The sequence below is a fragment of the Pseudonocardia halophobica genome, assembly GCF_050948485.1.
Classification (GTDB): domain Bacteria; phylum Actinomycetota; class Actinomycetes; order Mycobacteriales; family Pseudonocardiaceae; genus Pseudonocardia; species Pseudonocardia halophobica.
Genome location: NZ_CP192046.1, coordinates 5,249,460 through 5,274,592, shown reverse-complemented (window position 1 = coordinate 5,274,592; position 25,133 = coordinate 5,249,460). Strand labels below are relative to the sequence as shown.

Below are 25,133 nucleotides of genomic sequence, written 5' to 3'. Positions count from 1 at the left end.
ATGAAGGAGTGAGCGAGTGCGTACCGAGGCCGCGGTCCTGTGGGAGACCGGAGCGGAGTGGAAGGTTCAGGAGGTGGACCTCGGAGCGCCGGTGGCGGGGGAAGTTCTCGTCGAGTTGTCGGCGTCGGGCATCTGCCACACCGACGACCACATGGTCACCGGCGCCCTCCCACAGCCGCTGCCCGCGATCGGCGGGCACGAGGGCGCGGGTCGGGTCGTTGAGGTCGGGCCGGGGGTCACCGACCTCGCGCCCGGCGACCCGGTTGTGTTGATCTACATCCCCGCCTGTGGCAAGTGCCCGTCCTGCGCGGACGGCCACCAGAACCTGTGCGACCGAGGCGCCGGCCGCCGCGAGGGCCGGGCGCTGGCCGACGGCACTCTGCGATTCAGCTCCGGCGGCACCGGCATCACGACTATGTGCCTGCTCGGGACCTTCGCCCGGCACACCGTCGTGCACGAGTCCCAGGTCCTGAAGGTGCCGGGCGACGTGCCGCTGGTGCCGGCCGCGCTGGTCGGGTGCGGGGTCACGGCGGGCATCGGGGCCGCACTGAACACCGCTTCGGTCCGGGCCGGTGACGTCGTCGTGGTCGCCGGGGTCGGCGGCCTCGGCGCCGCTGCGATCCAGGGCGCGGCCATCGCGGGCGCCCGGTTCGTGGTCGCGATCGAGCCGGTCGAGGCCAAGCACGCCACGGCGCTCGCGCTGGGCGCGACCCACGTGGTATCGACCTTCGCGGAGGCTCAGGAGCTGGTCCGCGACATCAGCTGGGGGCGGATGGCGAACGCGGCGATCCTGACCACCGACCTCGCCGAGGGCGAGTACATCGCCCCGACGATGGAGCTCGTCGGCAAGAAGGGACGGGTCGCGGTCGTCGCGGTCGCGCCCCCGGACCAGCGCAACGCGAGTCTGAGCCTGCTCGACCTCACCCTCTACGAGAAGGAGATCAAGGGCGCGCTCTACGGCTCGCGCAGCCCCCGCGCCGCCATTCCTGCCGCGCTGGACCTCCATCGGGCGGGCAAGCTGAAGCTGGAGGAGATGATCACCTCTCGGTACCGGTTGGACGAGATCAACCGGGGCTTCGTCGATCTGCGTGCGGCACGCAACGTCCGCGGCGTGCTCGTCTACGAGGACTGACCGCTCCTCGCCAGCTCCGCCAGGCGAGTGGCGACGGTGAGACGGAAGAACGGGTCCGGGTCCCGCCAGTCGTCGCCGAGCAGCGCGGAGATCCTCTCCAAGCGCAGGATCACGGTGTTGACGTGCACCCCGAGGACTCTCGCCGTGCGGGCGGGGCTGGCGTACGAGCGTACGTAGGCGCCGAGCGTCTCGACGAGGTCCGTGCCGCGCTCGGCGTCCCACCGGAGCAGCGGGCCGAGGGTGAGGTCCACGAAGGACCGGACCCGTTCCGGTGCGTGGGCGAAGAGGGCGGTGTAGGGCAGGTACTCGTCCGCGGCGACAGCCGCGCTCACGCCTAGGGCCCGCAGGACCATCGCACAGTCCCGGGCCTCGGAGTGCCGGCGGTGGAGCTCGTCGAGAGAGGCGGTGGGACCGGCGCCGGCCGCGACCACCGGCAGGCCGAGGGTGGCACGGATTCGGTCGCCGAGGAGGCGCGCGGCGTCCTGCGGGTCGGTGGAGTCCAGCAGCGCGACGACGGCGCCGCCGGCGTCCGTGGCGACGGCGGCCACCAGGCCCGCCGCCGCCACCGCCTCGCTGCGCGCGGCGGCGTCCACGGTCGCGACCACGACGGTGCGCAGTCGCTCTGCGTACAGGCCGTGCGCGCGCAGCCGCTTGCCGATGCCGTGGCGCCGCGCGGGGTCCGGGCTGAGCAGGTCCGAGACGAGGTCGTCGCGGGCTCGGGTGGCGGCTTGGGCCACCGCGGTCTCGTGCAGCGCCAGCAACGCCACGATCTGGCCACCCCGCTCCAGGGTCCGGCTCTCGACGGGGTCGAGCGCGACCGGGCCCGTGCCGACGGTCAGTGCCACCGGTGTCGTCTCCCCGGCGCGCACCACGACAACGGCCTCGGGGCCGTCGTCGCCGTCGACCTGAGTGACCCGACCCGTGTCGGCGCCGACCCGCAGCGCGTCCAGCACGGCGGCGTCCTCGATCGGAGCGTCGTCGACCCAGGCGCCGCCGACCGAGCGCAGCACGGACACGGGCCTGCCCAGCTCGGCCGCCAGGCCCGCGGCGACCTCGGCGGTGCCCGCGCCACGCAGCACGGCCGCCGTCAGTTCCTCGTGCACCCGGCTCGCCCGTTCCATGCCCGCGACCTGCGCCGCGAGGGCTTGCCTGGCCTCCTCGGCCTGCCGGGCCGCGGCCTGCTCGTGATCGAGCAGCCGGGCGGACTGCAGGACGACGGCGACCGCGTCGGCGAACGCCGCAAGGAGGGCGACGTCGTCCCGGGAGAACTCTCGCTCGTAGCGGTCGGCGGCGAAGAGCACGCCCAGCACCCGCTGGTCTGCGACGAGGGGAACGCCGAGCAACGCCACGATCCCTTCCGCGCGGACCGCGGCGTCGAGCCCCGGATCCCGGGGGAAGGCCTCATCCGTGGTGTAGGAGGAGGTCCACAAGGGAGTTCTCGACTCCGCCACCCTCCCTGCGAGGCCCGAGTACGGCGGCACCTGGACACCACCGAACGCGCCGCTGACCAGGCCCGCGCTGGCCCGCACCGCCAGGCCGTGGGTGCGCTCGTCGAACTCGGAGAGGTGGGTGATGTCCGAGCCCATCAGATCGTGGGCCCGCTCCACCACGCGCGCAAGCAACGCATCGAGGTCACGCAGCTCGGCGAGCTCTCGCACCGTCGAGGACAGCGCCGCGAACTGGAGCTCGCGGGTCCGGGCGCGGGCGGCACCGGCGCCGATCCGCTGCACCGCCTCGCGCACCCTGGGAAGCACCTCGGCCGGAACCAGGGCGTCGAGCTGCTCATCGGTCGTGTGACCATCCGCCACCCGCTCCAGCAGGCCCACCACGTCCGGGACGACGGGCTCGGACATGTGAACTCCCCACAGTTGTCGTTGATCGTCCTGGGGTGAATCTACATGCTCTGCCGGCCCTTCCTTCTTACTCTCGGCCGGACGACGGCCCGACGGAGCGGTCGCGAAGGGGAGGGCAGCGGTGCCAGGGAACGACGCCGAGGCCCCGCGGGCCGAGGTCTGGGGTGACGTCGTGTATCTCCGCCGCCTGCGCCAGTCGGTGGTGCTGGGCGCGACGAGCGGACTGGCCTGCTTCCTGCTGGGCACTGTGCTGTTCGGCGCGGTCGTCGCGCAGCCGACCCTCGCCCGGACCTACGCCCTGCTCGTCGGCCTGGTGGTGCCTGCTCGCCGGGGTGGTCCGCCGCTGCGCAGGGTGCTCGACGACGAGGACGGCGCCGACACCCGGGTCGACGCCCTGCTCGGGTATGCGGCGGGCGGTCTCGGCTCGGATGCCGACATCCACGCGCGGCCCGGACCGAGATGCGCCGCTACGGGATCGACGCGGTGTATCGCGGGGCCGACGAGCGCGGCGAGTGAGCGGCTGGTCCTGGATCTCGTCGTCGGTCTGGGCATGGGACTGCTCGGTGCCGTGGTCTTCGCGGCGATCGGCCTGGTCTCCGGGACGGACGAGACAGCGGTGATCGCTCCGCTGACCCTGCTCGTCGCGCTGCTCAGGGTTCCGCCGGTCGGGGTTCTCACCTTCCTCCTCGCCGGAGTCATGGCGCATGACCCACGCCGTGCCGACCACGCTGCTCGGGATCCCGGGCGACACCCCTCGCCGTCCCGCTGCTGGCGGAGGTGGGGATGCTCCGCCGCCTCGGGGTCCAGCACGTCGCGCTGCATAAGGCCCTGTCCGGCGCAGTCCTGGCGGCCTTCCAGCGGTGCCGATCGCCGTCGGTTCGTATCGCTCCTCACCCCGTTCGCCGCGCGGATCACCGCGGCGGCGCCGTTCGTCTTCCCGGTCGCGGCAGTGCAAATCGCCTGGTTCTCCCGAGGCCGGTGGGGAGCGTGCTCGGGCTCGTGCCGCTCGTCGTGCTGTTCACCGCGCTCCAGCGCTTCGTCACCGAGCAGCACGGGTCCGCCCTGCATCGCGGCGCGCGTCCTTCTCGATCGCCTCGAGGGCACTGACCGCCGGCACCCGCTACTGGATGCCGTTCCGATCATCCGCAGCTCGACTGCGACGGCTAGTGCCTAGACGCCGGCCATCCGGATCCGGCGACCCGGATGGATTGGATCGACGTTCTCGCGCAGCCGGTGAGCGAAGGCTGTCGAGCCGGGGCAGCACAGCGACTTGACGGACAACGACAGCTGAGGCCGCAGGCGGCCGCCGCGACCTCAGCGGCACGAGGCGGGGCCGGCTCAGGAGCCGATCTGCCGCAGTCCGACGACGTTGAGCGTGAACTCGGTGGACTCGTGGGCAACCTGCTCAGGGCCGATGGGCCCGTCGTCATGATGCCAGCGGGCGATGCTCACGTACATCTCGCGGATGGCGAATGACGCCAGGACAGGGGAGTCGACGGCGAACCGATCAATGACTCCGTCGCTGATGATCGCACGCAGTGCGTTCTCGTGCTCCCGCCGAAACGCCTGCATCTGCGAAAGGAACGGCTCCTCGAGGCTCGAGCTCTGCCGGTTGACGACGAATGCCTCTCGCCTGTGCGTGGCGTGCCGGCGGGCATAGACCAGGAGTGGATGATTGAGACAAGGCCCCTGACCCAGCGTCATGCCCAGAGCGACGTACTCCTCGCGGCGGAGCCGCGGACCGGCGGTCGACGGCTGTCGTGGTCGGTTCCTCATCCTGAGTGGCTTCTTCGTGACACCACTCGTGACACGAAATGCCGTTCAGCAGCGCTGCCCGAGGGGCTGGAGATGGAGTTCGCGGGGGCGTTGCCGCAGGTAGGAGACCTGAGGGGGAGGTTGTGCGCGCTTTACACCCGAGCGGTCGTAGGTTCGATCCCTACCGCGCCCACCCTTTGACCAGGTAAAACGCCGACTGGACACGCTCAACTCGAGTGTGTCATGACACGGGCATGACACGAAATGGCGTCGAACGGCGTCGTCGTGAGGGGCCGGAGAGGGATCTCCTGTCTGCGCTGCCGCTTTCAGGCGGCCAGGGAGGGGAGTAGTGCGCGTGTACCGCCCTGCACTTCCCGCTGACGGACGTCGCAACCTGCACGTGATGTCGGGATGCGTCCTTAGCTCGCTCCGAAGCGATGAGCGGACCGTCGCAGACGATCTCCACCATCCGATGGGACGTCATTCGTTCATGCACGCCAGAGCGGGAAAGTCGGGGAGCCAGTCCCGAGCGCCGCGACCGGCGCCCGGGGATCCGCTGGCGGAGACGACCCAGGTCGGCCCGCTGATCTCCGCGCGGCAGCGGGACCGGGTTGAGGGCTACACCCGCAACCCACATCATCACCGACGGCGGGGCGAACATGCTGATGTCGTCGGCCGGGCAGGACCCGCTCGCAGGCAGCGCTAGTGGCCGATCTTCGAGGCGTGCGAGCACTTCGACATCCCGCTGGGCTTCCATGTGCCGGGCATGGGCCGCCAGCCGACCGGCGCGGGTCGGCAGAACTTCTCCGCCGAGGTGCACCCGGCGTTCGCGGTCCTGCCGATCTCGATGGTGGCCAGTCTGATCATCGCCGGCGTGTTCGAGCGCTTCCCGAGGCTGAGGATCGCGCTGCTGGAGTGGGGCTGGGACTGGGCCGTGCCATTCTCGTGGCGGCTCGATGCGACCTTCGGGAAGCTGCGCGACGAGCTCCCGCACTTGACCCGAAAGCTGTCGGAGTGCCCGTCTCGTGGCGCGCTGCGACGTCATGCGACGACCTTCCCAGCGCGGACAAACCCGCCCCGCCTGGCAACCGTCACACCGCATCGGCCGGTGCTCGGCAATCTCCTCGAACAGCGTGATGGCCCCCCGGCGGCAGCGAGGGCTGCATCCGCGAGGCCGCGGATGCAGGAGAGGAGGGTCCGGGCACATCGGCGGTCCACCCGCCTTGCCCCCTGCTCAGCAGTGGGCTACGGGTCGAGCACTACTGTGGACCACTGCGTCGCCCGTGCAACGGTCTAGTGCCCCGAGGAGCGCCTGTTGTCCAGTACGACCGACCGGAAGAGGGTCGACGTCCACGCCCACTTCCTGCCGCGTGGGTTGCAGCCGTCCGCCGAGAGCCCGTTGCCGCGCCTCGAACTGGACACGGAGGACGCCGGGCGGATCATGCTCGGGGACTCGACGTTCCGGCGCGTGCGTCGCCCGCTGTGGGATGTCGAGGCCCGGGTGGCCCGGCTCGACGAGGCCGGCGTCGGCGTGCAGGTGGTGTCGCCGGTGCCGGTCACTTTGACCGTGCAGGACGCCGGGTACCTACACGAACAGAACCTCCTTCTTGCCGATGAGGTGGCCCGAAGCGACGGGCGGCTGCTGGCGTTCGGGGCGGTTCCGCTGTGGGACACGGCCGCCGCGGTCGCCGAGATCGAGGTGCTGGCGGCGACCCCCGGCATCGTCGGGATCGAGACCGGAACGACGACCGCCGGTGGGCTGGAGTTGGACGCTCCCGAGCTGGAGCCCGTCCTCGCCGCGGCCCAGGAGCACGACCTGCCGCTGTTCGTGCACCCGACCGGGCAGGACGCGGCGATCCGGCGCCGGGGTGCCCCCTACACCTTCGGGATCGGGATGCACACCGACACCGCCCTGGTAGGCGCCGCGCTGGTGTTCGGGGGTGTCCTGGAGAAGCTGCCCCGGCTGCGGGTCGCCCTCTCGCACGGCTGTGGATCGCTGCCCTGGACCTTCCCGCGGATGACCTACCTGCTCGACGCCGCCGCCACCGCGCAGGCCGACGCGCTGCTGCGCAGGCTCTGGTGCGACACCCTGGTGTTTGAGCCGACCCATCTCGCCGTTCTCGCCCGGTCCTTCGGTGCCGAGCACCTGCTGCTCGGCACCGACGACCCGTTCTACCCCAGTCCGCTCGCCGAGCTCCTCGGCATCACGGAAGAGGCGGTGGCCGTTGGCGCACTGAGCCCGCAGGAGGCCGCCGCCGTCGAGACCACCAACGCCTGGGAGTTCCTCGGGATCGACCAGGGCTGACGCGCGCCCGTGCGCGACCGACGCAGGAACGGGCGCGACCCTCGGATGCCGGTCCACCATTCCTACCCGCGGCGGGCGTCGGCGGTTCCGACTGCCGCCGCGGCGTCGTGAATCGCGCGTGCGGGGTTAACTCCGGCTCGACCACCCTCGTTGTCGCCGCACTCGTGCTGGTCGCGGCGACCAACGCCGAGGTGATCCCGGCGACTCGGGGTACGGCACCGTCGGTGGACCAGTAGCCCGACGGTGCTCGCTCGTGCGCTGGTCGTGGCACGCTTGCGGCGGTCAGCACCGCTTCCCTGCGGTGCGACCGGGGCGGGGCGCGTGGTTGGGGGACGCGGACACGGTCCCGTGGCCGGGACCCACGACCTCAACGGAGCACCGCCGTCAGCCGCCTCCACGGGTGGTTGAGGAGAAAGGAGGTTTCGTCCAGCTCGGACTTCTCGGCCACCACCTCGACCTCTCCGAACCGCGCCGCGAACTCCTCGACGACCACCCGCACGACGGTGCGGGTGAGCACCGCGCCGATGCAGGCGTGCTGGCCGTAGCCGAAGGACATAGCGGGTTTGGCGAACTCACGGCCGACGTCGAAGGCGTCGGGGTTCGGGAAGACCTCGGGATCCCGGTTGGCGGCCATGTAGAGGTTGAGCAGGCTCTGCCCGCGTGTCATCGGCACCCCGAACATTTCGGTGTCTTCGACGATCGTGCGGCCAAAGGCGCGGATGGGGCTCAGCCAGCGCAGCAGCTCCTCCGCGGCGTTGCGAGCGCGGCCCGGGTCCTCATGCACCCGGGCCAGCTGCTCCGGGTTCTCCGCGAACGCCACCATGGCACCGTTGACGGTGCTGACCGTGTTGCCGTTGCCCGCGGTCATCACACCGGTGACGAACATGTGCGCCGTCTCGATCGAGATCCGCCCGTCCTGGACGGCGGCGGCGACCGCACCGATCACGTCGTCAGACGGGTTCGCGAACCGCTCCTCGAGCTGGGCCTGGAAGTAGGCGCCCATGGGGCCGAGATCACCCGCGGCCGCGATGAGTTCGTCGGCGGAGATCGCCTCCGACATCCGGTTGACCAGCTTGGCCCACTCCGCGACCTTCGCCCGGTCCTCGAACGGCACCCCCAGCAGCGCACAGAACAGCTGCACGGTCAGGAACTCGGCGACCCGGCCGGACCAGTCGACCGTGGTCCCGCGCTCGAGCCCGTCGAACACGGCGACGCAACGGGCCCGGATCTCGTCCTCGATCGCCTTCACCCGGCGGGCGGAGAAGGACGGGACGAGGATTCGCCGCAGGTCATCGTGCCGCGGCGGATCAGCGAGGGCGAAGTTCTCGGCGCCCTCGGGGAAGAACTGGGCGGTGACGTTGCCGAAGCGGAAGTCGTTCAGCACCAGACCGTGGGTGTTGGAGAAGATCGCGGGGTTCTTCCCGACCCGCTGGATGTGTTCATACTTCGTGAGAATCCACATCGACAGTGGCTCGTAGAAGTACGCCGGCTCCTCGGCGTGCAGCCGGGCGATCGCGGCATAGGCGTCGTGGTTGTACCAGTTCGGATCCTCGATCCGGACCTCGGCGGTGAGGCTCGACGTCATCGCGTCTCCTGTGGTGGGGGTGAGCGAAACCATAATTATGTTTTCGATCACGCGTCAACGCACCCGTTCAAGGACGCAACAGGAAGCCCCCGTCGACCACGACCTCCTGGCCGGTGATGTACGCGGCCTGGTCCGACAGCAGGAACGCAGCGGCCTGCGCCATCTCGTGGGGCTCGGCGACCCGCTTCATCGGCACCTCGCCCGCGATCATGTCGGCGGTTGCTCCGCCCGCCCGCATCATCGGCGTGTCGGTGATGCCGGGCGAGACGGCGTTGACCCGGATGTCGCGGTCTGCGTAGTCCTTGGCCACCGTCTTGGTCAGGCCGATCAGCCCGAACTTCGACGACGTGTACGCCGCCCGCCGCCCGAGCGGGTTGGTGGCCTGCACCGAGGCGATGTTGACGATCCGCCCGGAACGCCCGCCCGCGAGGATGGCGCCGATCTCGGCGCGCAGGGCGTGGAAGACGCCGAACAGGTTCACCCGCAGCACGCGGTCCCAGTCCTCGACGGACTGCTCGTGCAGCAGCGACTCCACGCCGGCGATGCCCGCTGCGTTGACGGCGAGGTCGAGGCCGCCGAACTCGGCGACGGTCCGGTCCACGGCCTCCTGCACCTGTGCGGCGTCGGCGACATCCGCGGCGACGGCGATCGCGGCGCCGCCGTCCTTAGCGATGCGGTCGGCGACGTCCTGCAGCGGGTCCGTCGTCAGCCCGACGACGGCGACGCGGGCCCCGCGCTCCGCCACCAGTTCGGCGGCCGCCGCCCCGATCCCGGTGCCCGCGCCGGTCACCAGGCACACCTTGCCGTCGAAGGAGGAGGTCATCGTCGATCCATTCACGTCGGGCCGCGCCGTCGCGGCCCGGTCTAGTCGGACAGCCCGCCGCCGACACTCACGGCGGTCCCGCTCACGTACGCACCCGCTTCGCCGGCCAGGAAGGCGACCATGTTGGCCACCTCCTCGGGCAGGGAGAAGCGGCCCGCGTTCAGCCGCTCGTAGGACTCCTCCAACGCGGAGATCGATGCCCGTGACCCCTCACCCGCGAGACGGGCCAGCGCGTGCGGCCCCACCATCACGCCCGGGCAGACGGCGACCGTGCTGACCTGGGTGTTCCGCAGCTCGTGGGCCAGGTTGCGGGTGAAACCGATCGCCGCGGACTTGCAGGAGTTGTAGACGGTGATGCCGTCGACCCGGCTCTTGCCGCCCTCGGAGGCGATCGTGATGATCCGGCCGCGGTCCTGCGGGATCATGTGGTCGAGGGCCGCACGGCTGGAGAACAGGACCCCGAAGAGGTTGAGGTCGACGATCCGCCTCATGTCCTCGGGGCGGATGTCGAGGAACGGGCCGTGCAGCTTGAGCCCGCCGCCCGCGTTGTTCACCATGACGTCGAGGCCGCCCATCCGCTCGGCCGCTCCCGCCACGGCCGCGTGGACGTCGTCCCAGTCCGTGACGTCGGCGTGGACGGCGAACACGTCCGCGCCCCAGTTCTTGCTCGCCTCCTCGGCGACCGCCCGAGCGCTGTCGAGGTCGAGGTCGAGCGCCGCGACCCGGGCCCCGAGCGCCGCGAACCGGTGCACGATCGCCTGGCCAAGGTCGGCGCCGCCACCCCCGGTCACCACGACCCGGGCGCCGTGCAGCCGCATCAGCTCGTCCGGGGCGGTGGCCGCCTGGTGGAAGGGCAGCCGATCCAGGTGGAACCGGTCGATCACCTCGGGTGAGATGCCGTCCAGCTTCGACACAAGCCGTCTCCTCATCGTGACGGGGCACACTCGGGCAGAGCGCCATGAATGTGCACATCGTTATGAGGCACGATCGCGCTGTCAACCCTCCTCGAAGGTTGGCGAACATGCCGTTGAACCTGCGAAATCATCTTTAAGAAAACTCTGGTCAGAGTAGTCGCCCAGCCCTACGCTGTTGCGGATCGTTTCCCGAAGCGCCGACGCACTGGAAAGGCAGAGCTGCCATGAGCCAGGTCGACCACCAGGTCGCTCCCGTCGTCATCCGGCCCGCCCGCGCCCGTCCGGGGACGACGATCCAGCTCGCGGAGCTGCTTCGCACCTTTGCGGACCTGGCGGTCGCCGGTGAGCAGGTGCGGGTCGACTCCCCTATGGAGTACGGCTCGCGGAAGCTGCCGCTTGCGTTCGAGGCACGCTGAGAGGACCCATGAGCTGCGGAACGGTGAAGTACCTCGCCCTCGGCCGGGCGGACGGCGCCGACGAGGCCTGGCAGGAGCGATTCGACGCGCTGTCGGCTCGCCTCGGCGACTCCGTCACGCACGGGGTCGGCGTGCGGGCCACCCCCGAGGAGGAGGCAGCTCCGTCGCTCGGGCTGTTGATTTGGGCGCCCGCCGCGGTCGAGGTGCCCGCCGACGTGCTCGCCGCCGCGGTGCCGGGGGAGTCCTGGCGCCCCTTCCTGCGGCTCGACGAGCGCGTGGTCCGGGACACCGACTACGCCGACGGGTCGGTGCTGCGGCTCGGCCTGGTGCGCAGGCTCCCCGAGCTGTCCCGCGCGGACTTCGCGCGGCACTGGATGGAGTCCCACGTGCCCACGGTCATGGTGGCGGGCCCGCTGTTCGACCGGTACGTCGTGAACATCGTCGAGGGCGGGGACTCGATCGACGGGGTGGTCGAGCAGCAGTTCCCCGACGAGGCGACGTGTCGGGAGCACGATCGGCTCGCCATGCAGGAGAAACCGCAGGTCCGCGCGGACATGCAGAAGTTCATCGGCGGGGCCGAGCAGTTCGTCGGCCGCGTCGCGTACCGCTGGAAGGCGTAAGAAGAGTGATCATTCAGCCCGGCATCAAGCACCTCGCCGTCTCCTGGCTCAAGGAGGGCGTCGACCCCGAGAAGATCAAGGAGCTGGCCTCCGGCCTCGCCAAGATCCCGCAGGTCCTCGACCTGATCATCGGTGGTCCGGTCGACCACGACTAGCCGGCGATGAAGGTCGACAAGAGCTGGGACTTCGGCATGGTCGTCAGCTTCAAGACGATCGACGACTGCCGCGCCTACTTCCACGACGAGCGCCACCAGCGTATCGCCAAGGAGATGACGAGCCACGCCGAGCGCATGTTCGCGCTCTATCTCGAGTACTGAACCTCCACTGCACCCCACCCGAGGGCAGGCGCCCTCCCAGGAAGGACACATCCGTGACGACGACCTACGGCATGTACATCGGCGGCGAGTGGGTGCCGGCTGCGTCCGGCGAGACGCTGGAGTCGGTGGAGCCGTACACCGGCGAGGTGTGGGCGACGTTCCCGAAGGGTGACGCCCGGGACGTCGACGCCGCGGTCTCCGCGGCCTACACGGTGCACAAGGACGGCACGTGGGCCCGCGACCCGAAGGTCCGGGCGCGCCTGCTCAACGCCCTGGCGGACCGGATCGAGGCCGAGTCGGAGAAGCTCGCCGCGGTCGAGAGCCGGGACAACGGTAAGACCATCCGCGAGGAGCTCGGCGCGAACAAGGGCGCGGCGACCTGGTACCGGTACGCCGCCGCGCTGGCCGAGACCGTCAACGGCGAGTCGCCGGTCGGCAACGACCCGAACGTCCTGAGCCTCACCCAGCGCGAGCCGTACGGGGTCATCGGGATCCAGACGCCGTGGAACACCCCGAGCGTGCTGCTCGCCCAGACCGCCAGCATGGCGCTCGCGGGCGGCAACGCGATCGTCGTGAAGCCCTCCGAGCTGGCGCCCTGCTCCATCCTCGAGCTGGGCAAGCTGGTCGAGGAGGTCGGCTTCCCGGCCGGGGTGTTCAACATCGTGACCGGGCTCGGCCCGGTCGTCGGGGAGGCGCTGGGCACCCACCCGCGCGTCGCCAAGCTGGCGCTGACCGGTGGCCCGGAGGCGGGCAGGCTCGTCGCCTCCCAGGCCGCGGCGCGCCTGGTCCCGACCATGATGGAGCTGGGCGGCAAGTCGGCGAACATCGTCTTCGCCGACGTGGACCTCGACGAGGTCGCGCCCGAGCTGGTGCTCGGCTTCACCGGAGCGGGCGGCCAGAGCTGCGTGGCCGGGACGCGGGTCCTGGTCCACCGCTCGCTGCACGACGAGCTGCTGGAGCGGATGACCGCGCTGGTGGAGGACCTGACCCTCGGCGACCCGTCGGACATGGCCACCGACATGGGCCCGATGGCCACCCCGTCGCAGGTCGAACGGGTCCGCGATTACGTCGCTCGCGGCGAGGCCGAGGGCGCGCGCGTCGTGGTCGGCGGGCCGAAGGCCGAGTACGAGGGCACGCTGTTCTTCCCGCCGACGATCTTCGGTGACGTGAAGCCGGACATGACGATCGCGCGCGAGGAGATCTTCGGCCCGGTGCTGGCCGTGCTGCCGTTCGACACCGAGGCCGAGGCGGTCGACATCGCCAACGACACCGAGTACGGCCTCGCCGCCGGCGTCTGGACGAACGACCTCGACCGCGCGCACCGGGTCTCCCGGGCGCTCGAGGCCGGGACGGTCTGGGTCAACCAGTACCGCCGCGGCGACGTCGCGTTCCCGTTCGGCGGCTACGGCGCCAGCGGCTACGGGCGTGTGAACGGCATGGACGGCTACCGGGAGATGACCCGGGTCAAGAGCATTCAGATCAGGCTGCGCCCCGAGCGCTGACCCTCCGACCCCGGGTGGCGGCCGGCTCCGGCCGCCACCCGGTGCACCACCCCTTCCCCCGCACGTGACCGTCGAAGAAGAAGAGGTCATCATGACGACGAGCGCACCGCTGCATTCGCTGCAGGTCGGCGACGCGAAGCTGACCTGGATTCCGGACGGAATCCACCACGTCCGCGCGCTGGAGCACTACCCCAAGAGCACCCCCGAGTTCTGGGAGGTGCACTCGCAGTACATCGACGAGAACGACTGGCTCATCATGAGCATCGGCGGCCTGCTCGTCCAGACCGGCGGCAAGAACATCGTCATCGACACCGGCTTCGGCCCGCGCTCGGTCGACGACATCAGCGTGATGTCCGGCGGGTCGCACCACGGCGACATGTTCGGCGGTGAGCTGCTGCAGAGCCTCGCGTCCGCCGGGGTCCCCGCGGAGAATGTCGACATGGTCGTCCTGTCGCACCTGCACCCGGACCACATCGGCTGGGCGTCCACGGTCGACGACCAGGGCAACCACACCCCGACGTTCGTGAACGCGGACTACCTCGTCGGCGACGTCGAGTGGGACTTCTGGTCCAACGGGCCGGTCGCGGGCAAGCCCGGGGCGCCCACCAAGGCGGAGCTCGACTCGATGGCCGCCCGGCTGACCCTGCTCGACGGGGCGTCGACGCCGGCGCCGGGCCTCACGGTCATGCCGACCCCGGGCCACACCCCGGGCCACCTGAGCTTCGTCGTCTCCTCCGGCGAGGAGCGGGTGATCATCCTGGGCGACGCCGTGCACTGCCCGGCCGAGATCAGCGACACCGAGATGGACTTCGTCTTCGACATCGACTACGACCTCGCCCGCCGCAGCAAGGAGGCGCTGATCCGGGAGCTCGAGCAGCCCGGCACGCACATGGCGGGCGGGCACTTCCCGGACGCGGTCTTCGGCCGCCTCCTGGAGGGCACGGTCACCCGCAAGCTGTTCATCTGACCCGGCTCCCGTCCCGGCCGCGGGGGGCCGGGACGGGTCGAGGGTCGCTCAGGCGCTGGACCAGCCGCCGTCGGCGGAGACGATCGCGCCGTTGACGTGCGAGGCCTCGTCGCTACCGATCCAGGAGACGACGGCGGCGATCTCGTCCGCGTGCGCCTTCGGAGCCATCGTGGCCTTGGCGAGGCCGGCGCGCTCGAAGGCCCAGCCGCTGCGGTTCGACTTGGTGTGCATCTCGGAGTGCACGCCGCCGGGCAGCACCGCGTTGGAGCGGATCTGCTGCGGGCCGTAGTAGTACGCGATGCTCTTGACCAGGCCGAGGAGGCCGTGCTTGGTCGTGGCGTAGGCGAGGCCCGCGGGCCCGGCGCCGAGCGAGGCACGCGAGCCGACGGTGACCATCGCGCCGCCGCCGTTCTCCAGCATCGTCGGCAGGACCGCGCGGCAGACCCGCATGAGGCCGGTCAGGTTCACGTCGACGACGCGGTGCCAGGTGTCGTCGTCGAGGTCGCCGAGGGGGAGGTAGTTGTCCATCGCCCCGGCCACGTTGGCGAGCAGGTCGATCCGCGGGCCCGCCTCGGCGACGAGCGCGTCGACCTCCTCCTGGACGGTGATGTCGCAGCGGACGAGCTTGACGTCGACCTTCTCGGCGGCGAAGAACTCCTCCGCCTTCGCCCGCGAGCCCTCGCTGACGTTGCAGCCGATCACCTTCGCACCCTCGCGGGCGAGCCGGAGGGCGAGCGCCCGGCCGATCCCGTTGGCCGCTCCCGTGACGACGGCGACCTTGCCGGCGTGCCGTTGGGTGTCCATCAGCGTGGCTCCTGTCCTCTTGGCCTGCGAGCCGCGCACCGCCGGTCGGGGATGCGTGGACGCCGACGACCTGGGGACCGGTTCCGGGCACGCGTCGGCGGGGCTCTAGGGCCTTCACTGGTTATCGTAGGCAGAGTAACGTCTGCGGCGCCCTCGTACAGAGTGTCGAGGGTCGCCGTGGCGTCGACGAGGTCCCGAAAGAGGAGCGCAACGATGGGGCAGGAGATCGCCAGGGTCGCCGTCGGCACCGGGGGCGGAGGACTCGACATCGTCGAGATGCCCCTCCCCGAGATCGGGGAGGACGACGGGCTGCTGCTCGTCGAGACCAACGGGGTCTGCGGCTCCGACCTCGAGCTCCTGCACGGCGAGGTCGACGGCTACGAGATGCCCATGGTGCTGGGGCACGAGCCGACCGGGCGCATCCTCAAGCTGGGCCCCGTCGCCGCGCAGCGCTGGGGGGTCGCCGAGGGCGACCGGGTCGCCGTCAGCTCCCAGCTGCGCTGCGGGACCTGCGACGGCTGCCGCGGCGGCGGCCGCTGCACCACCTACCCGGGCACCTACGGGACCATGCCGCGTCGGGTGGAGCCCGGCCTGTGGGGCGGCTTCGCCACCCACATGTACCTCGCCCCCGCGACGTCGATGGTCAAGGTCGAGGAGTCGGTGACGACCGAGCAGCTCGCCTTCCACAACCCGCTGGCCAACGGCTTCCAGTGGGCCGTCGAGGCGGGCGGCGCCTCCCCGGACACGGATGTGCTGATCCTCGGCTGCGGCCCGCGCGGCATCGCCTGCGCCATGGCCGCGCTCTACGTCGGCGCCCGCAGCGTCACGGTCACCGGGCTGGCGCACGACCAGTCCCGCCTCGACCTCGCCCAGGCCCTGGGCGTGCACCGGACCGTCGTGGTGAAGAGCGCGGAGACCGACGAGCTGCGTGACACCGTCGGCCCGCACCAGGTCGTCATCGACACGACCCCGGTCTCGGCGGTCGCGACCCGGCAGGGGATCGCCGCGGCCACCACCGGCGCGCGGATCGTGTTGTGCGGCATCAAGGGCAAGGGCGTGCAGCTCGACGTCGACATCGACGACCTCGTGTACCGCAGGCTGACGCTCACGGCGCCGCCGAGCAAGACGCCGGCCTCCTTCCGGCAGGCCTGCGAGGCGCTCAACAGCGGCCGGATCTCGTTGGGCCCCATGATCACCGCCAGTTTCCCGCTGGACCGGACCCTCGACGCGATCGACACCCTGACCTCCAAGGACCCGAACCGCGCCTTCCACGCCCGGGTGGATCCGCAGACCTGACCGGTGTTGCACTCGGCGGCCGTGGCCGCCTCCCCGCCCAGGCTCCCGGCTCCCGCTGCCCGCCCGGGCTGGTGGGCATGGCTGGCGGGCCTGTTCGTGCGGGCGCGGGAGTCGCTGTTCCCGCCGCTGCCCCCGGCCTTCGTGGTGACGCCGCCTGCGCCCATCGAGCAGGCGGCGCAGCCCGCCGCTCCGCCGGACTCGGCCGCTCCGCCGGAGCCGACCGCCTTGCCCGAGCCCGCGCCAGTCGGCAGGCCTGTACCGACCGCTCCGCTCGCGCCCGCTGCACCGTGTGAGCCGACCGCTCCGGCCGAGGCCCTGGCGGCCGTTCCCGCCGTGTCCGGCTCGTCCACCGCAGCCGAGCCGGCTGCAGCTCAGACCGACGCTCCACCGACTTCCGTTCGCTCCGCCCTCGTCGTGGCCCACCGGCTCCGCGGCCGGATCGCGCTCGTGGTAGAGGCGGACGCCGACCTCGCCGCGGCGTTCGCGGCGGATGGGGCGTGCGTGCTGCTCGGTGGGGGTGTTGGAGAGGTGCACGGCCCGTCGGCGGCGATCGTGGCCCTCGACCCGACCGATCCCGACGCCTGGCGGGCCGCGGTGCGGACCTGCGTCGACCGGTTCGGCGCTCCGCCGGACCTCCTGGTCACCGCCGCGCCGCCCACGCCCGCGAGCCCGCCGACCGTCGAGGCGCTGCGCACCGCCTACGACGGGGGAGTGGTCGCTCTGCTGAACGGCCTGCAGGCGGTCGCCCCGGGCATGCGCGCGGCGGACCGCGGCGCCGTCGTCGCGATCACCGGCTCGGTGAGCGGCCCCTGCCCGGCCCGTGTCGCCGCCGCCGCGACAGTCGCGCTCGTCAAATGTGCCGCGCTGGACCTCGGCCGAACCCACATCCGGGTCAACGCCGTCGAGCCGGGCTCGGCCCCGCCCGAGTCCGTCGTCCGCACCGCTCTCTTCCTCGCCTCCGACGAGAGCTCCTGGATCACGGGCACCGCCGTCTCGGCGGGTCACGCCCGTGACTGAACGTGTTCGGTGGCCCCGGAGCGGACCCGTACCGTTCCCGAGCACGAATCGTCGGAACGGAAGTATTGTCATAGTTACCAGGGCAACGTAGGTTGTCCGGTGCCCCCGGTCACACGGCCCGCCCGTGCACGGCCACGGGTCACCGGCCACTTCCGGCACCGCCACTCGGGAGTCAACGATGATGAAGAGTCCGCCCGTCGCGATCCGCGCGACCGGTGCCACCCCCGTGGGCGGGCACCTCCTCACCGGCCCCGCGAGCGTCGAACGCTCACCGGCACCTCACGTCCAGGCGTCCACCACCCGCTGAGTTCCGCTCGCCGCGGCGACGTCGCTGTGGCGAGCCCGATTTCCCGGAGGCTGTCGTGACCAGCGTCACCACCCCGTTCGTCCCGATCGAAGACCCGCAGTTCTACCTGAACGATCCGTGGACGACGTTCGCGCGGATGCGGGAGAACGACCCGTTCTACTACTACGAGCCGCTCGACACCTTCGTCATCACCCGCCACGCGCACATCAAGGACATCGCAGCGCGGCCGAGGGAGTTCGTGAGCTCTCGCGGGATCTTCCTCAACGACTGGAAGTACGCGGCGATGCAGGCCGCGAGCGGCGCCGAGGACGACGGCGAGAACCTCACCGACATGTTCTTCCCGAAGGGCGGCGAGCAGGTCGGCACGACGGACCCGCCGCGGCACACCGACCTGCGCAAGGTCATCGCCCCGGCGTTCGCGCCGCGGGCGCTGCGTCGGATCCAGAACGAGCTCACCTCGTCGATCGACGATCTCCTCGGGCGGATCACCCCCGGCGAGGTCGTCGACTGGATGGAGATCGCTGGCCTGGTCCCGATCAAGGCGGCGACGACCCTGCTCGGCCTGCCGGACACCGACATCAAGAAGGTCCAGTTCTGGAGCGACGAGCTCGAGAAGCTCGGCGGCGACCTCACGATGGAGCAGCTCGAGGCCGCCGCGCGCGAGTTCCAGAGCCTGCAGAAGTTCATCGTCGAGAAGGCCCACGAGAAGCGGAAGAGCCCCGGCGGGGTCGACCTGCTGTCGGTGCTGCTCGAGTCGGAGCTGGACAACGACAAGCTCTCCGAGGCCAACGTCATCATGTTCGCGATGACAGTGATGGCGGCCGGCAGCGACACGACCCGCGCCCTGCTCGCCGGGTTCACCCACCTCTTCGCGAAGTACCCGGAGCAGTGGGACCTGCTGCGCAACGACCGGTCGTTGGTGCCGCTGGCGGTCGAGGAGGTCATGCGCTGGGTCACCCCGGCGCGTGCCTTCGGGCGCACCGCCGTCGTCGACGCGGTCGTCGACGGGCACGAGATCAAGGCCGGTCAGCGCGTCTACTTGATGTACATGGCGGCGAACCGGGACGAGGCGGTCTTCCCGAACGCCGACACGTTCGACATCACCCGCAAGGAGAGCGCGTTCCAGCTGGCGATGGCGACCGGCGCGCACGTCTGTGCGGGCGCAGCGCTCGTCCGGCTCGAGGCGCCGATGCTGCTCAACGCGATGCTCGACCGGTTCTCCGGCATCGAGGCCGCCGGTGAGGCGAAGCCGGTGGTGCACGTGATCCGCAACAGCTGGTCGACCATGCCGGTGCGCTTCCGCGCCTGACCCGCGCCCGAGCGGTCGACCCCCGTCACGAGGCGGCCCCCGAATGGGTGCCGCCTCGTCGTCGCCCCGGGCCGCTCGCCGCGAGGTCTCGGTCCGACGCCGAAATCTAGTTAGGATATGTAGACAACGCGGTCGTTGACCGCGCGCAGTGTGAGGAGTTGGTTGGTGGCGACGCAGTCCCTGTCCGGGTGTTTCGAGGTCGCGGAGCGGCTCGACGAGCGGCCCGAGACATCGGCTGGGGCGCATCCTGGCCGAATCCAGCACGTGGCGCTGAGCTGGCTGAAGGAGCCCGGCAACCCCGCGCACGTGGACGAGTGGGTGCGGGCCGCTCGCGCCCTCGGCGCCATCCCGGGCGTGGAGTCGATGGTCATCGGGCCCGCGGCCCCGGTCAGCTGGAGCGACCCTGATCAGAGTTTCGACTTCGCCATGACCATCGTTTTCGAAAATCGGGACGCGATGGAGGCCTACCAGCCCCATCCCACGCACCACGCGGCCATCGCCGTGAGCAACCGGATCATGAAGCGGGTCTACGCGTACTACGTCGAGCTCCACGCCTACGCCGAGTCGCGCTGACCCCCCACCCCCATTGACCAACGGAGGTCCGTGATGGCAGTCGACCGTGAGTACACCGCCGCCGAGGTCGCCTCGAGGCTGGCGATCGAGCAGGTGATCGCGCGCTACGTGCACGCGATCGACGACCGGGACTACGACACGTTGGACGACGTGTTCACCCCGGACGCGAAGTTCGACCTCTCCGCGGCGGGGGGGATCAGCGGATCCTGGGCCGCGGACATCAAGCCCTGGTACGCCGAGAACCTCGGCGTGTTCGAGAACTACTTCCACACGTTCATGAACATCCGCGTGACCCTCGACGAGGACGGTGCGGGGGCCTCGACGAAGTCGAAGGTCATCAACCCGTGCGGCATCCGCGGCGAGGACGGGGAGCTGCACCACTTCGAGATCGTCGGGTCCTACGACGACCGATGGCGCAAGACCACCGACGGCTGGCGGATCAGCGAGCGCACCTGGAACCACGGCTGGATCTGGGGCGACTACCCGCAGGCCGGGCTTCCCGCCGGCGACTTCTGAGTCCCCGACACGACTGCGCCCCGCCGGTCGAACCGGCGGGGCGCAGACGGTGCGTGCGGGGAGGGTCAGACCTCGTCCCAGAGCGCGGTCGGCAGGTTGAGGTTCTGCAGGTCGGTCTCGCTCAGCTTCGCGGCGGGCTCGTAGCCGAGGAACGTGACGACGGCCTGGAGCTGACGGGTGTGCTGGACGATCGAGTACGCGTTGCTCTCGATGATCTGCGACAGCGGCACGGTGCCGTAGTAGATCTCGACCGGGCGGCTCGCATCCTCGCCGGTCGCCAGCCACGCCTTCGCGCGGGCGGTGAGGTCGCGGCAGCGCTCGGCCACGTCCTCCGGGGTGCGGTTCGGCTCGGGGATGTCCTCGGTCCCGGACTGGTACCCGGCCTGGGCGTAGTCCTCGACGTTCGCCCAGCTCTTGCCCGGGTTCTCGGCGACCAGCACGAGCCGGCGCAGGTGGCCGACGATGTGGTTCGCGAGCCCGCCGTAAGTGCGCAACGGACGCCCGGGCAGGCCGTCCTCGGCCCGCTCCTTCGGCACCTGGAAGCCCAGCTCGACCGCCTTGGCCGCTACCGAGGTGGCGCGTTCGACGAGCTCGGCCACGGTGAGGGCCTGCCGCTCGGTCTCGATGCCGAGGATCTCGTCGACCATCGCGAGATCCATGCCGAAGACGTACCGGTCACCCCGGGTGAGCACTGGCAGTCCCTTGGCTCCGAGCTTCTCGAGCACCTCGAAGCCGGTGGGATCCGCCGCGACATTGACCGGGGTGAACTCGAACCCGCGCTTGGACACGTACTCCTTGAGCCGGACGCAGTTGGAGCATCCTGGCTTCCAGTAGACCCGAATCTCCTCGTCCTGCACCGTGGTGGTGGTCATCCAGCGACTCCTCTGTCGATCAGGCGGGCCGGTCGGCCGGCTCGAGTCGCACCCCGCGTGAGCGAGCCGACCGAAACCGTAGTCATCATTATGAGCAGAGCATTCGCGCTGTCAAGGGCGAATGAGGTCGGACGTACGCTTGAGAAGCAGGTAGGCGTCTAGCAAGACAGGTGTCGCCTGCAGATAAGTCTAATCAGAGTTGCCCTCACATGAGTGTTGACGCGTGATCGCGGGCGCTTCTACCTTAACTATGAGCAGGGTAGGGCGTGTCCGTCGCTGTCGTCGAAGGGGAAGACATCGTGGTGGGTCCCGAGCGGGTCGAGCAGCTGATCATCGTGGGGTCCGGGCCCGCCGGGTACACCGCGGCGGTCTACGCCGCGCGGGCGCAGCTCGCGCCCGTGGTGTTCGAGGGGTCCGAGTTCGGTGGGGCCCTGATGACCACCACCGAGGTGGAGAACTTCCCCGGGTTCACCGAACCCGTCATGGGGCCGGAGCAGATGGAGCAGATGCGCGGTCAGGCCGCGCGGTTCGGGGCGGACCTGCGCGGCGAGGACGTGACCGCCCTGCGGCTCGACGGGGCGGTCAAAGAGGTGGTGGCCGGCGGGGTCACCCACCGGGCTCGCGCGGTCGTCCTGGCGATGGGGTCGCGGCTCGCGACCTCGGTGTGCCGGGGGAGCAGGAGCTGCTCGGCCGCGGCGTCTCCGCGTGCGCCACGTGCGACGGGTTCTTCTTCCGGGACCAGGACATCGCCGTGATCGGCGGTGGTGACTCCGCAATGGAGGAGGCGCTGTTCCTCACCCACTTCGGCCGGTCGGTGACGATCGTGCACCGGCGCGAGGGGTTCCGCGCCTCGCGGATCATGCTGGAGCGGGCGAAGGCCGAGCCGACGATCCGCTGGGCGGTGAACACCGGGGTCGTCGGGGTGCTCGGCGAGGACGCCGTGACCGGGTTGCGGGTGCGGGACGCGCGCAGTGGCGAGGAGTCGACGCTCGACGTCACCGGCGTCTTCGTGGCGATCGGCCACGACCCCCGCAGCGACCTGGTCCGCGGGCAGGTCACGACCGACGCCGAGGGGTACGTGGTGATCGCCTCGCCCCCCACCCGGACGAACCTCCCGGGCGTCTTCGCCTGCGGCGACCTGGTCGACCACACCTACCGGCAGGCGATCACCGCCGCCGGCTCCGGGTGCTCGGCCGCGATCGACGCTGAGCGATGGTTGGCCGAGCAGCCCACCGCCGCCACCGCGGACGGCACGGACACGGCGGAGACCGCGGTCCCCGCCTGATCCTCGACGGTCACGACCCGGGCCGGGCCCGCCTCGCGGCGGGCCCGGCCCGTCGTCGTCAGGTACCCGTCACCTCGATCTCGGCGAGCAGCCGGGCGAGCTCGGTGACGTCCGCCATGGCCTCCACGCCGAGCAGCGCGTCGAGCACTTCACCGGTAGCGGACTCGCCGATGACCGGCTCAGACTGGCGGCGGAACTTGTGGAACAGCTCCTCGTCGGTGGCTGGGTTGTCCGGGTGGCCCTTCGGGAAGACGCTGCGGATCGAGCGGTGCTCACCGGAGGTGAGCACGATGTCGATCTGGTGCGCGGGCTCCTTGTCCCAGTTCGCGGTGATGTCGTCGTCGACCACGACCTCGATCCGGTTCATCAGCGGGCGCAGCGCCGGGTCCAGGATGCGCTCCGGGAGGTAGCTGTCCCGGACGATGTCGCCGTCGGTCAGGGTCACGACGATCATGTACGGCATCGAGTGGTCCGCGGTCTCCTTGTTCTGCGGGTCCCACTTGACGTCGTGGTCGTCCTGGCCGCCGCCGATCTCGCTCCACGCCACCTCGTAGGTGCCGACCCGGATCGACTCGATGTCCACGGGCCGGATGCCCTCGCGGTGCAGGTCCGCGAACACCCCGACCGGGCCCTGCGCGTTGAACTCGGCGACGAACAGCTTGTAGCTGGACCGGACCGCGGCGGTGCGGCCGTCCTGGGACACGCCGAGCGCCTCGAGTGTGAACGGACCGGTGGCCAGCTGCTTGAGGCCGCGGTGACCGTCGAACACGTGGGGCGGGCCGGTCAGCCCGGCCGCCGCGAGCTGCCCGGTGAAGACCGCGTTCATCGCGGTGAACGGCGAGGCGAGGCCCTTCCAGTTCGCGAGCGGGCCGACGCGAGTGATGCCCAGCGCGAGGCTGGGGGTCACGGTCATCGACAGCGCGTTCGCTGTCTGCTCGGCGGTCAGGCCCATCGCGCGGGCGACGCCGGCGGAGGCCGCGTAGCCGAGGAAGGTCGGGTAGTCCCAGCCCGCGTCCCGCAGCCGGACGGCGTCGGCGAAGGCGGCGAAGACCTCGTAACCCACATGCAGGGCGTCGAGGAACTGACGGCCGGACAGGTGCCGCTGCTCAGCGACCGCCAGCACCGCGGGGATGAGGTCGCTCGTGTGACCGCCGCCGTTGCGCAGGTAGTTGTCGTTGAAATCCAGGTACCGGACCATCGTCGCGTTGGCGAAGGTGGCGTACTCGGGCGAGGTCTTCGCCCGCTGCCCGATGACCGACGCACCGCCCTCGGCGGTCGCGGTGGCGGCGATGGCGCGAGTGGCGCCCGCGACAGGGTGGGTGTAGGACCCCAGGGCGCACCCGATGGAGTCGAGGTTGTGGCGCACCAGGGCCGCCGTGTCCTCGGGGCTGTCGGGCGACACCTCGGTCACCCAGCGGGCGAGGTGACGGAGTGTCTCGTCGAACTCATCCATACGATCTCCTCGTCGAGTGGGTGTCTCGGCCTGCCACGCGCTGCCACCACGGCCGGGGGCTGTCCAGGACGTCGCCGAATGTCCGCATCCGAACCGTCGGCGCGGGGGTCCTGTGGCTGTCGCCACAGATTATCCGGACAAACTCTGGTTTCGATAGTCATCGTTCTTTATGGTTGCCGCGGACGTGTGGACGGACGTCGGGGGCGATCCGAGTCCGCGCGACCTCCAGCCCGGTATCTCGATGAGGAGAACGCCAGTGAGACTCCAGCCGTTGCGGTGGGGCGGACGGGTCGCCGTCGGTCTCGCTGTGAGCAGCGCCCTCGTGCTGTCGGCCTGTGGCGGTTCGGGTGGTGGGAGCGACTCGTCCGCCTCAGGCCTGTCGCCCGAGCAGACCCAGGCCTGCATGGACAAGGCGAACGCCGGGCTGGCGGACTACGCCCAGTTCGCGACCACGCTCCCGGCCTCGCCGCCCGCCCGCTACACCACGCTCGACCAGCGCCCGCCCGCGGGCAAGCGGATCATCATGGTCCGCCAGAATTTCCCGGCGACGGCGAGTGCGTTCGCCGCCGTCCAGGAGGCCACGGCCTCGCTCGGCTGGACGGCCGAGGCCATCGTCTACGACACGACGGTCCCGGACTTCGTCGCCAAGATGGACCAGGCGATTGCGAGCAAGCCGGACTTCATCGTGGAGATGGGCCTGCCGGTCGGCTCGTTCCAGAAGCAGGTGGACGCGGCGAAGGCCGCGGGCATCACGGTGCTGACCGCGTCGACCTCGGACTCCCCGGCCTCGATCCCCGGCTACGGGGGCTCGGCCGACGGCGCGGAGACGGCCAAGCTGATCGGTCGGCTCCAGGCCTACAAGACGATGCAGGACTCCAACTGCACCGGGAACACGGCCGTGTTCAGCATGGACTACCCCGTGCTGGAGCTCAGTGAGGAGTCCTACACCGCCACCGTCGCCGAGCTGTGCCCCACCTGTCGGGTGGACGTGCAGAAGCTGCAGCCGAAAGACCTCGGCACCCCGGCGGCCTCGGCCCAGATGGTGTCGAAGTTGCAGAGCGACCCGTCGATCGGCTACGCGTACACGATCATTGGTGACATCGGCTCCGGGCTCGCCCAGGCTCTCAAGCCCGCGGGCCTGGAGAACGTGAAGATCTTCGGCCAAGTGCCGAACGAGACCTCCATCGCCGACCTGCGCAACGGGACCAACGCCTGGTGGATCAACCAGTCCTCGACCATCGAGGGCTACGAGCTGGTGGACATGGCGGCCCGGATCTCGGTGACCGGGCAGCTGCAGAGCGACCCCGGCGGCTTCCCGCTCGCGATCCTCACCCCACAGAACGTCCCCCCAGGCCAGAGCGTGCCGGTCGTCCCGGCCAACATCCTGGACCTGTACAAGGCGACCTGGAAGGTCGGTTCGTCGAGCTGACCTCGTCCCCGGGCCGGTACGCACACCGGGCCGGGGTCCTCCCGACGCGCCGCTCCGCCGACCGGCGGGGTCCTCACCCCTCC

At 70.7% G+C, this 25,133-nt stretch carries 24 protein-coding genes and 1 pseudogene; 17 read left to right on the top strand and 8 right to left on the bottom strand.

Going from position 1 to position 25,133, the window contains the following annotated elements; all coding sequences use genetic code 11:
• Positions 1-16: 16 nt before the first annotated feature.
• The gene (locus ACQP04_RS25040) at positions 17-1,132 is read left to right on the top strand and encodes an NDMA-dependent alcohol dehydrogenase (RefSeq protein ID WP_433503001.1); all 1,116 of its coding nucleotides are present in this window, start codon (positions 17-19) and stop codon (positions 1,130-1,132) included.
• Here ACQP04_RS25040 and ACQP04_RS25035 read toward each other — a convergent pair.
• Positions 1,120-2,985, bottom strand: coding sequence for a helix-turn-helix domain-containing protein (locus ACQP04_RS25035; protein WP_433503000.1), 1,866 nt, complete (start codon positions 2,983-2,985; stop codon positions 1,120-1,122). The genes ACQP04_RS25040 and ACQP04_RS25035 overlap by 13 nt on opposite strands.
• A gap of 121 nt (positions 2,986-3,106) precedes the next feature.
• Here ACQP04_RS25035 and ACQP04_RS25030 point away from each other — a divergent pair, with 121 nt between their 5' ends.
• Complete coding sequence (locus ACQP04_RS25030; RefSeq protein ID WP_433502999.1) at positions 3,107-4,159, top strand: hypothetical protein; 1,053 nt, start codon at positions 3,107-3,109, stop codon at positions 4,157-4,159.
• Positions 4,160-4,323: 164 nt separating this feature from the next.
• Here ACQP04_RS25030 and ACQP04_RS25025 read toward each other — a convergent pair whose 3' ends face one another.
• Positions 4,324-4,689 (bottom strand): hypothetical protein, encoded by a 366-nt coding sequence (locus ACQP04_RS25025; RefSeq protein WP_433502998.1) that lies wholly within the window; start codon positions 4,687-4,689, stop codon positions 4,324-4,326.
• A gap of 763 nt (positions 4,690-5,452) precedes the next feature.
• On the opposite strand from ACQP04_RS25025, the gene ACQP04_RS25020 reads away from it, so the two are divergent.
• Both ACQP04_RS25020 and ACQP04_RS25015 read left to right on the top strand, forming a co-directional pair.
• On the top strand, positions 5,453-6,037 hold the full coding sequence (locus ACQP04_RS25020; protein ID WP_433508434.1) for an amidohydrolase family protein: 585 nt from the start codon (positions 5,453-5,455) through the stop codon (positions 6,035-6,037).
• An 18-nt stretch (positions 6,038-6,055) separates the two neighbouring features.
• The gene (locus ACQP04_RS25015) at positions 6,056-7,045 is read left to right on the top strand and encodes an amidohydrolase family protein (RefSeq protein WP_433502997.1); all 990 of its coding nucleotides are present in this window, start codon (positions 6,056-6,058) and stop codon (positions 7,043-7,045) included.
• 367 nt (positions 7,046-7,412) lie between these two features.
• Here ACQP04_RS25015 and ACQP04_RS25010 read toward each other — a convergent pair whose 3' ends face one another.
• The 3 genes from ACQP04_RS25010 to ACQP04_RS25000 all read right to left on the bottom strand — a co-directional run bounded on the left by ACQP04_RS25010 (position 7,413) and on the right by ACQP04_RS25000 (position 10,367).
• The gene (locus tag ACQP04_RS25010) at positions 7,413-8,630 is read right to left on the bottom strand and encodes a cytochrome P450 (protein WP_433502996.1); all 1,218 of its coding nucleotides are present in this window, start codon (positions 8,628-8,630) and stop codon (positions 7,413-7,415) included.
• A gap of 67 nt (positions 8,631-8,697) precedes the next feature.
• Positions 8,698-9,453 (bottom strand): SDR family NAD(P)-dependent oxidoreductase, encoded by a 756-nt coding sequence (locus ACQP04_RS25005; protein WP_433502995.1) that lies wholly within the window; start codon positions 9,451-9,453, stop codon positions 8,698-8,700.
• 41 nt (positions 9,454-9,494) lie between these two features.
• Positions 9,495-10,367 (bottom strand): SDR family NAD(P)-dependent oxidoreductase, encoded by an 873-nt coding sequence (locus tag ACQP04_RS25000; protein ID WP_433502994.1) that lies wholly within the window; start codon positions 10,365-10,367, stop codon positions 9,495-9,497.
• A gap of 224 nt (positions 10,368-10,591) precedes the next feature.
• Between ACQP04_RS25000 and ACQP04_RS24995 the strand changes: the two genes are divergently transcribed.
• The 6 genes from ACQP04_RS24995 (at position 10,592) to ACQP04_RS24970 (ending at position 14,189) form a co-directional block, all read left to right on the top strand.
• Positions 10,592-10,783, top strand: coding sequence for a hypothetical protein (locus tag ACQP04_RS24995; protein WP_433502993.1), 192 nt, complete (start codon positions 10,592-10,594; stop codon positions 10,781-10,783).
• A gap of 8 nt (positions 10,784-10,791) precedes the next feature.
• Positions 10,792-11,403, top strand: coding sequence for a hypothetical protein (locus ACQP04_RS24990; protein ID WP_433502992.1), 612 nt, complete (start codon positions 10,792-10,794; stop codon positions 11,401-11,403).
• 5 nt (positions 11,404-11,408) lie between these two features.
• Entirely contained in the window at positions 11,409-11,558 is a 150-nt protein-coding gene (locus ACQP04_RS24985; RefSeq protein WP_433502991.1) for a hypothetical protein, read from the top strand.
• A 6-nt stretch (positions 11,559-11,564) separates the two neighbouring features.
• Positions 11,565-11,720 carry a hypothetical protein gene (locus ACQP04_RS24980; protein ID WP_433502990.1) on the top strand — a complete coding sequence of 52 codons (156 nt, stop codon included), beginning with the start codon at positions 11,565-11,567 and terminating at the stop codon, positions 11,718-11,720.
• A gap of 53 nt (positions 11,721-11,773) precedes the next feature.
• Complete coding sequence (locus ACQP04_RS24975) at positions 11,774-13,222, top strand: aldehyde dehydrogenase family protein (protein WP_433502989.1); 1,449 nt, start codon at positions 11,774-11,776, stop codon at positions 13,220-13,222.
• Between the two features lie 91 nt (positions 13,223-13,313).
• Positions 13,314-14,189, top strand: a complete 876-nt coding sequence (locus ACQP04_RS24970) for an MBL fold metallo-hydrolase (protein ID WP_433502988.1) — start codon at positions 13,314-13,316, stop codon at positions 14,187-14,189.
• A 48-nt stretch (positions 14,190-14,237) separates the two neighbouring features.
• Here the strand turns inward: ACQP04_RS24970 and ACQP04_RS24965 are convergent, their stop codons facing one another.
• The gene (locus tag ACQP04_RS24965) at positions 14,238-14,993 is read right to left on the bottom strand and encodes an SDR family NAD(P)-dependent oxidoreductase (RefSeq protein WP_433502987.1); all 756 of its coding nucleotides are present in this window, start codon (positions 14,991-14,993) and stop codon (positions 14,238-14,240) included.
• 213 nt (positions 14,994-15,206) lie between these two features.
• Here ACQP04_RS24965 and ACQP04_RS24960 point away from each other — a divergent pair, with 213 nt between their 5' ends.
• From ACQP04_RS24960 to ACQP04_RS24940, 5 genes are all read left to right on the top strand, one after another.
• Positions 15,207-16,289 carry a zinc-dependent alcohol dehydrogenase gene (locus ACQP04_RS24960; protein ID WP_433502986.1) on the top strand — a complete coding sequence of 361 codons (1,083 nt, stop codon included), beginning with the start codon at positions 15,207-15,209 and terminating at the stop codon, positions 16,287-16,289.
• Between the two features lie 414 nt (positions 16,290-16,703).
• Entirely contained in the window at positions 16,704-17,306 is a 603-nt protein-coding gene (locus ACQP04_RS24955; RefSeq protein ID WP_433502985.1) for an SDR family oxidoreductase, read from the top strand.
• A 362-nt stretch (positions 17,307-17,668) separates the two neighbouring features.
• On the top strand, positions 17,669-18,922 hold the full coding sequence (locus tag ACQP04_RS24950; protein ID WP_433502984.1) for a cytochrome P450: 1,254 nt from the start codon (positions 17,669-17,671) through the stop codon (positions 18,920-18,922).
• A gap of 165 nt (positions 18,923-19,087) precedes the next feature.
• Positions 19,088-19,495, top strand: coding sequence for a Dabb family protein (locus ACQP04_RS24945; protein ID WP_433502983.1), 408 nt, complete (start codon positions 19,088-19,090; stop codon positions 19,493-19,495).
• A 33-nt stretch (positions 19,496-19,528) separates the two neighbouring features.
• Positions 19,529-20,011 (top strand): nuclear transport factor 2 family protein, encoded by a 483-nt coding sequence (locus tag ACQP04_RS24940; RefSeq protein WP_433502982.1) that lies wholly within the window; start codon positions 19,529-19,531, stop codon positions 20,009-20,011.
• Between the two features lie 65 nt (positions 20,012-20,076).
• Here the strand turns inward: ACQP04_RS24940 and ACQP04_RS24935 are convergent, their stop codons facing one another.
• Positions 20,077-20,883 (bottom strand): glutaredoxin family protein, encoded by an 807-nt coding sequence (locus ACQP04_RS24935; RefSeq protein WP_433502981.1) that lies wholly within the window; start codon positions 20,881-20,883, stop codon positions 20,077-20,079.
• A gap of 302 nt (positions 20,884-21,185) precedes the next feature.
• Between ACQP04_RS24935 and trxB the strand changes: the two are divergent.
• A pseudogene (gene trxB, locus ACQP04_RS24930) lies at positions 21,186-22,168 on the top strand (thioredoxin-disulfide reductase).
• Between the two features lie 58 nt (positions 22,169-22,226).
• Here the strand turns inward: trxB and ACQP04_RS24925 are convergent.
• Positions 22,227-23,621 carry an MmgE/PrpD family protein gene (locus ACQP04_RS24925; RefSeq protein WP_433502980.1) on the bottom strand — a complete coding sequence of 465 codons (1,395 nt, stop codon included), beginning with the start codon at positions 23,619-23,621 and terminating at the stop codon, positions 22,227-22,229.
• A 256-nt stretch (positions 23,622-23,877) separates the two neighbouring features.
• Here ACQP04_RS24925 and ACQP04_RS24920 point away from each other — a divergent pair, with 256 nt between their 5' ends.
• Complete coding sequence (locus ACQP04_RS24920; RefSeq protein ID WP_433502979.1) at positions 23,878-25,050, top strand: sugar ABC transporter substrate-binding protein; 1,173 nt, start codon at positions 23,878-23,880, stop codon at positions 25,048-25,050.
• The last annotated feature ends 83 nt before the right edge of the window (positions 25,051-25,133 follow it).

Coding starts and splice junctions, on each gene's coding strand:
- ACQP04_RS25025 (WP_433502998.1), bottom strand. CDS start 4,689: ATGACGCTGGGTCAGGGGCCTTGTCTCAATCATCCACTCCTGGTCTAT.
- ACQP04_RS24990 (WP_433502992.1), top strand. CDS start 10,792: ATGAGCTGCGGAACGGTGAAGTACCTCGCCCTCGGCCGGGCGGACGGC.
- ACQP04_RS25035 (WP_433503000.1), bottom strand. CDS start 2,985: ATGTCCGAGCCCGTCGTCCCGGACGTGGTGGGCCTGCTGGAGCGGGTG.
- ACQP04_RS24925 (WP_433502980.1), bottom strand. CDS start 23,621: ATGGATGAGTTCGACGAGACACTCCGTCACCTCGCCCGCTGGGTGACC.
- ACQP04_RS24970 (WP_433502988.1), top strand. CDS start 13,314: ATGACGACGAGCGCACCGCTGCATTCGCTGCAGGTCGGCGACGCGAAG.
- ACQP04_RS24965 (WP_433502987.1), bottom strand. CDS start 14,993: ATGGACACCCAACGGCACGCCGGCAAGGTCGCCGTCGTCACGGGAGCG.
- ACQP04_RS24960 (WP_433502986.1), top strand. CDS start 15,207: ATGGGGCAGGAGATCGCCAGGGTCGCCGTCGGCACCGGGGGCGGAGGA.
- ACQP04_RS24935 (WP_433502981.1), bottom strand. CDS start 20,883: ATGACCACCACCACGGTGCAGGACGAGGAGATTCGGGTCTACTGGAAG.
- ACQP04_RS25010 (WP_433502996.1), bottom strand. CDS start 8,630: ATGACGTCGAGCCTCACCGCCGAGGTCCGGATCGAGGATCCGAACTGG.
- ACQP04_RS24980 (WP_433502990.1), top strand. CDS start 11,565: ATGAAGGTCGACAAGAGCTGGGACTTCGGCATGGTCGTCAGCTTCAAG.
- ACQP04_RS24995 (WP_433502993.1), top strand. CDS start 10,592: ATGAGCCAGGTCGACCACCAGGTCGCTCCCGTCGTCATCCGGCCCGCC.
- ACQP04_RS24940 (WP_433502982.1), top strand. CDS start 19,529: ATGGCAGTCGACCGTGAGTACACCGCCGCCGAGGTCGCCTCGAGGCTG.
- ACQP04_RS25005 (WP_433502995.1), bottom strand. CDS start 9,453: ATGACCTCCTCCTTCGACGGCAAGGTGTGCCTGGTGACCGGCGCGGGC.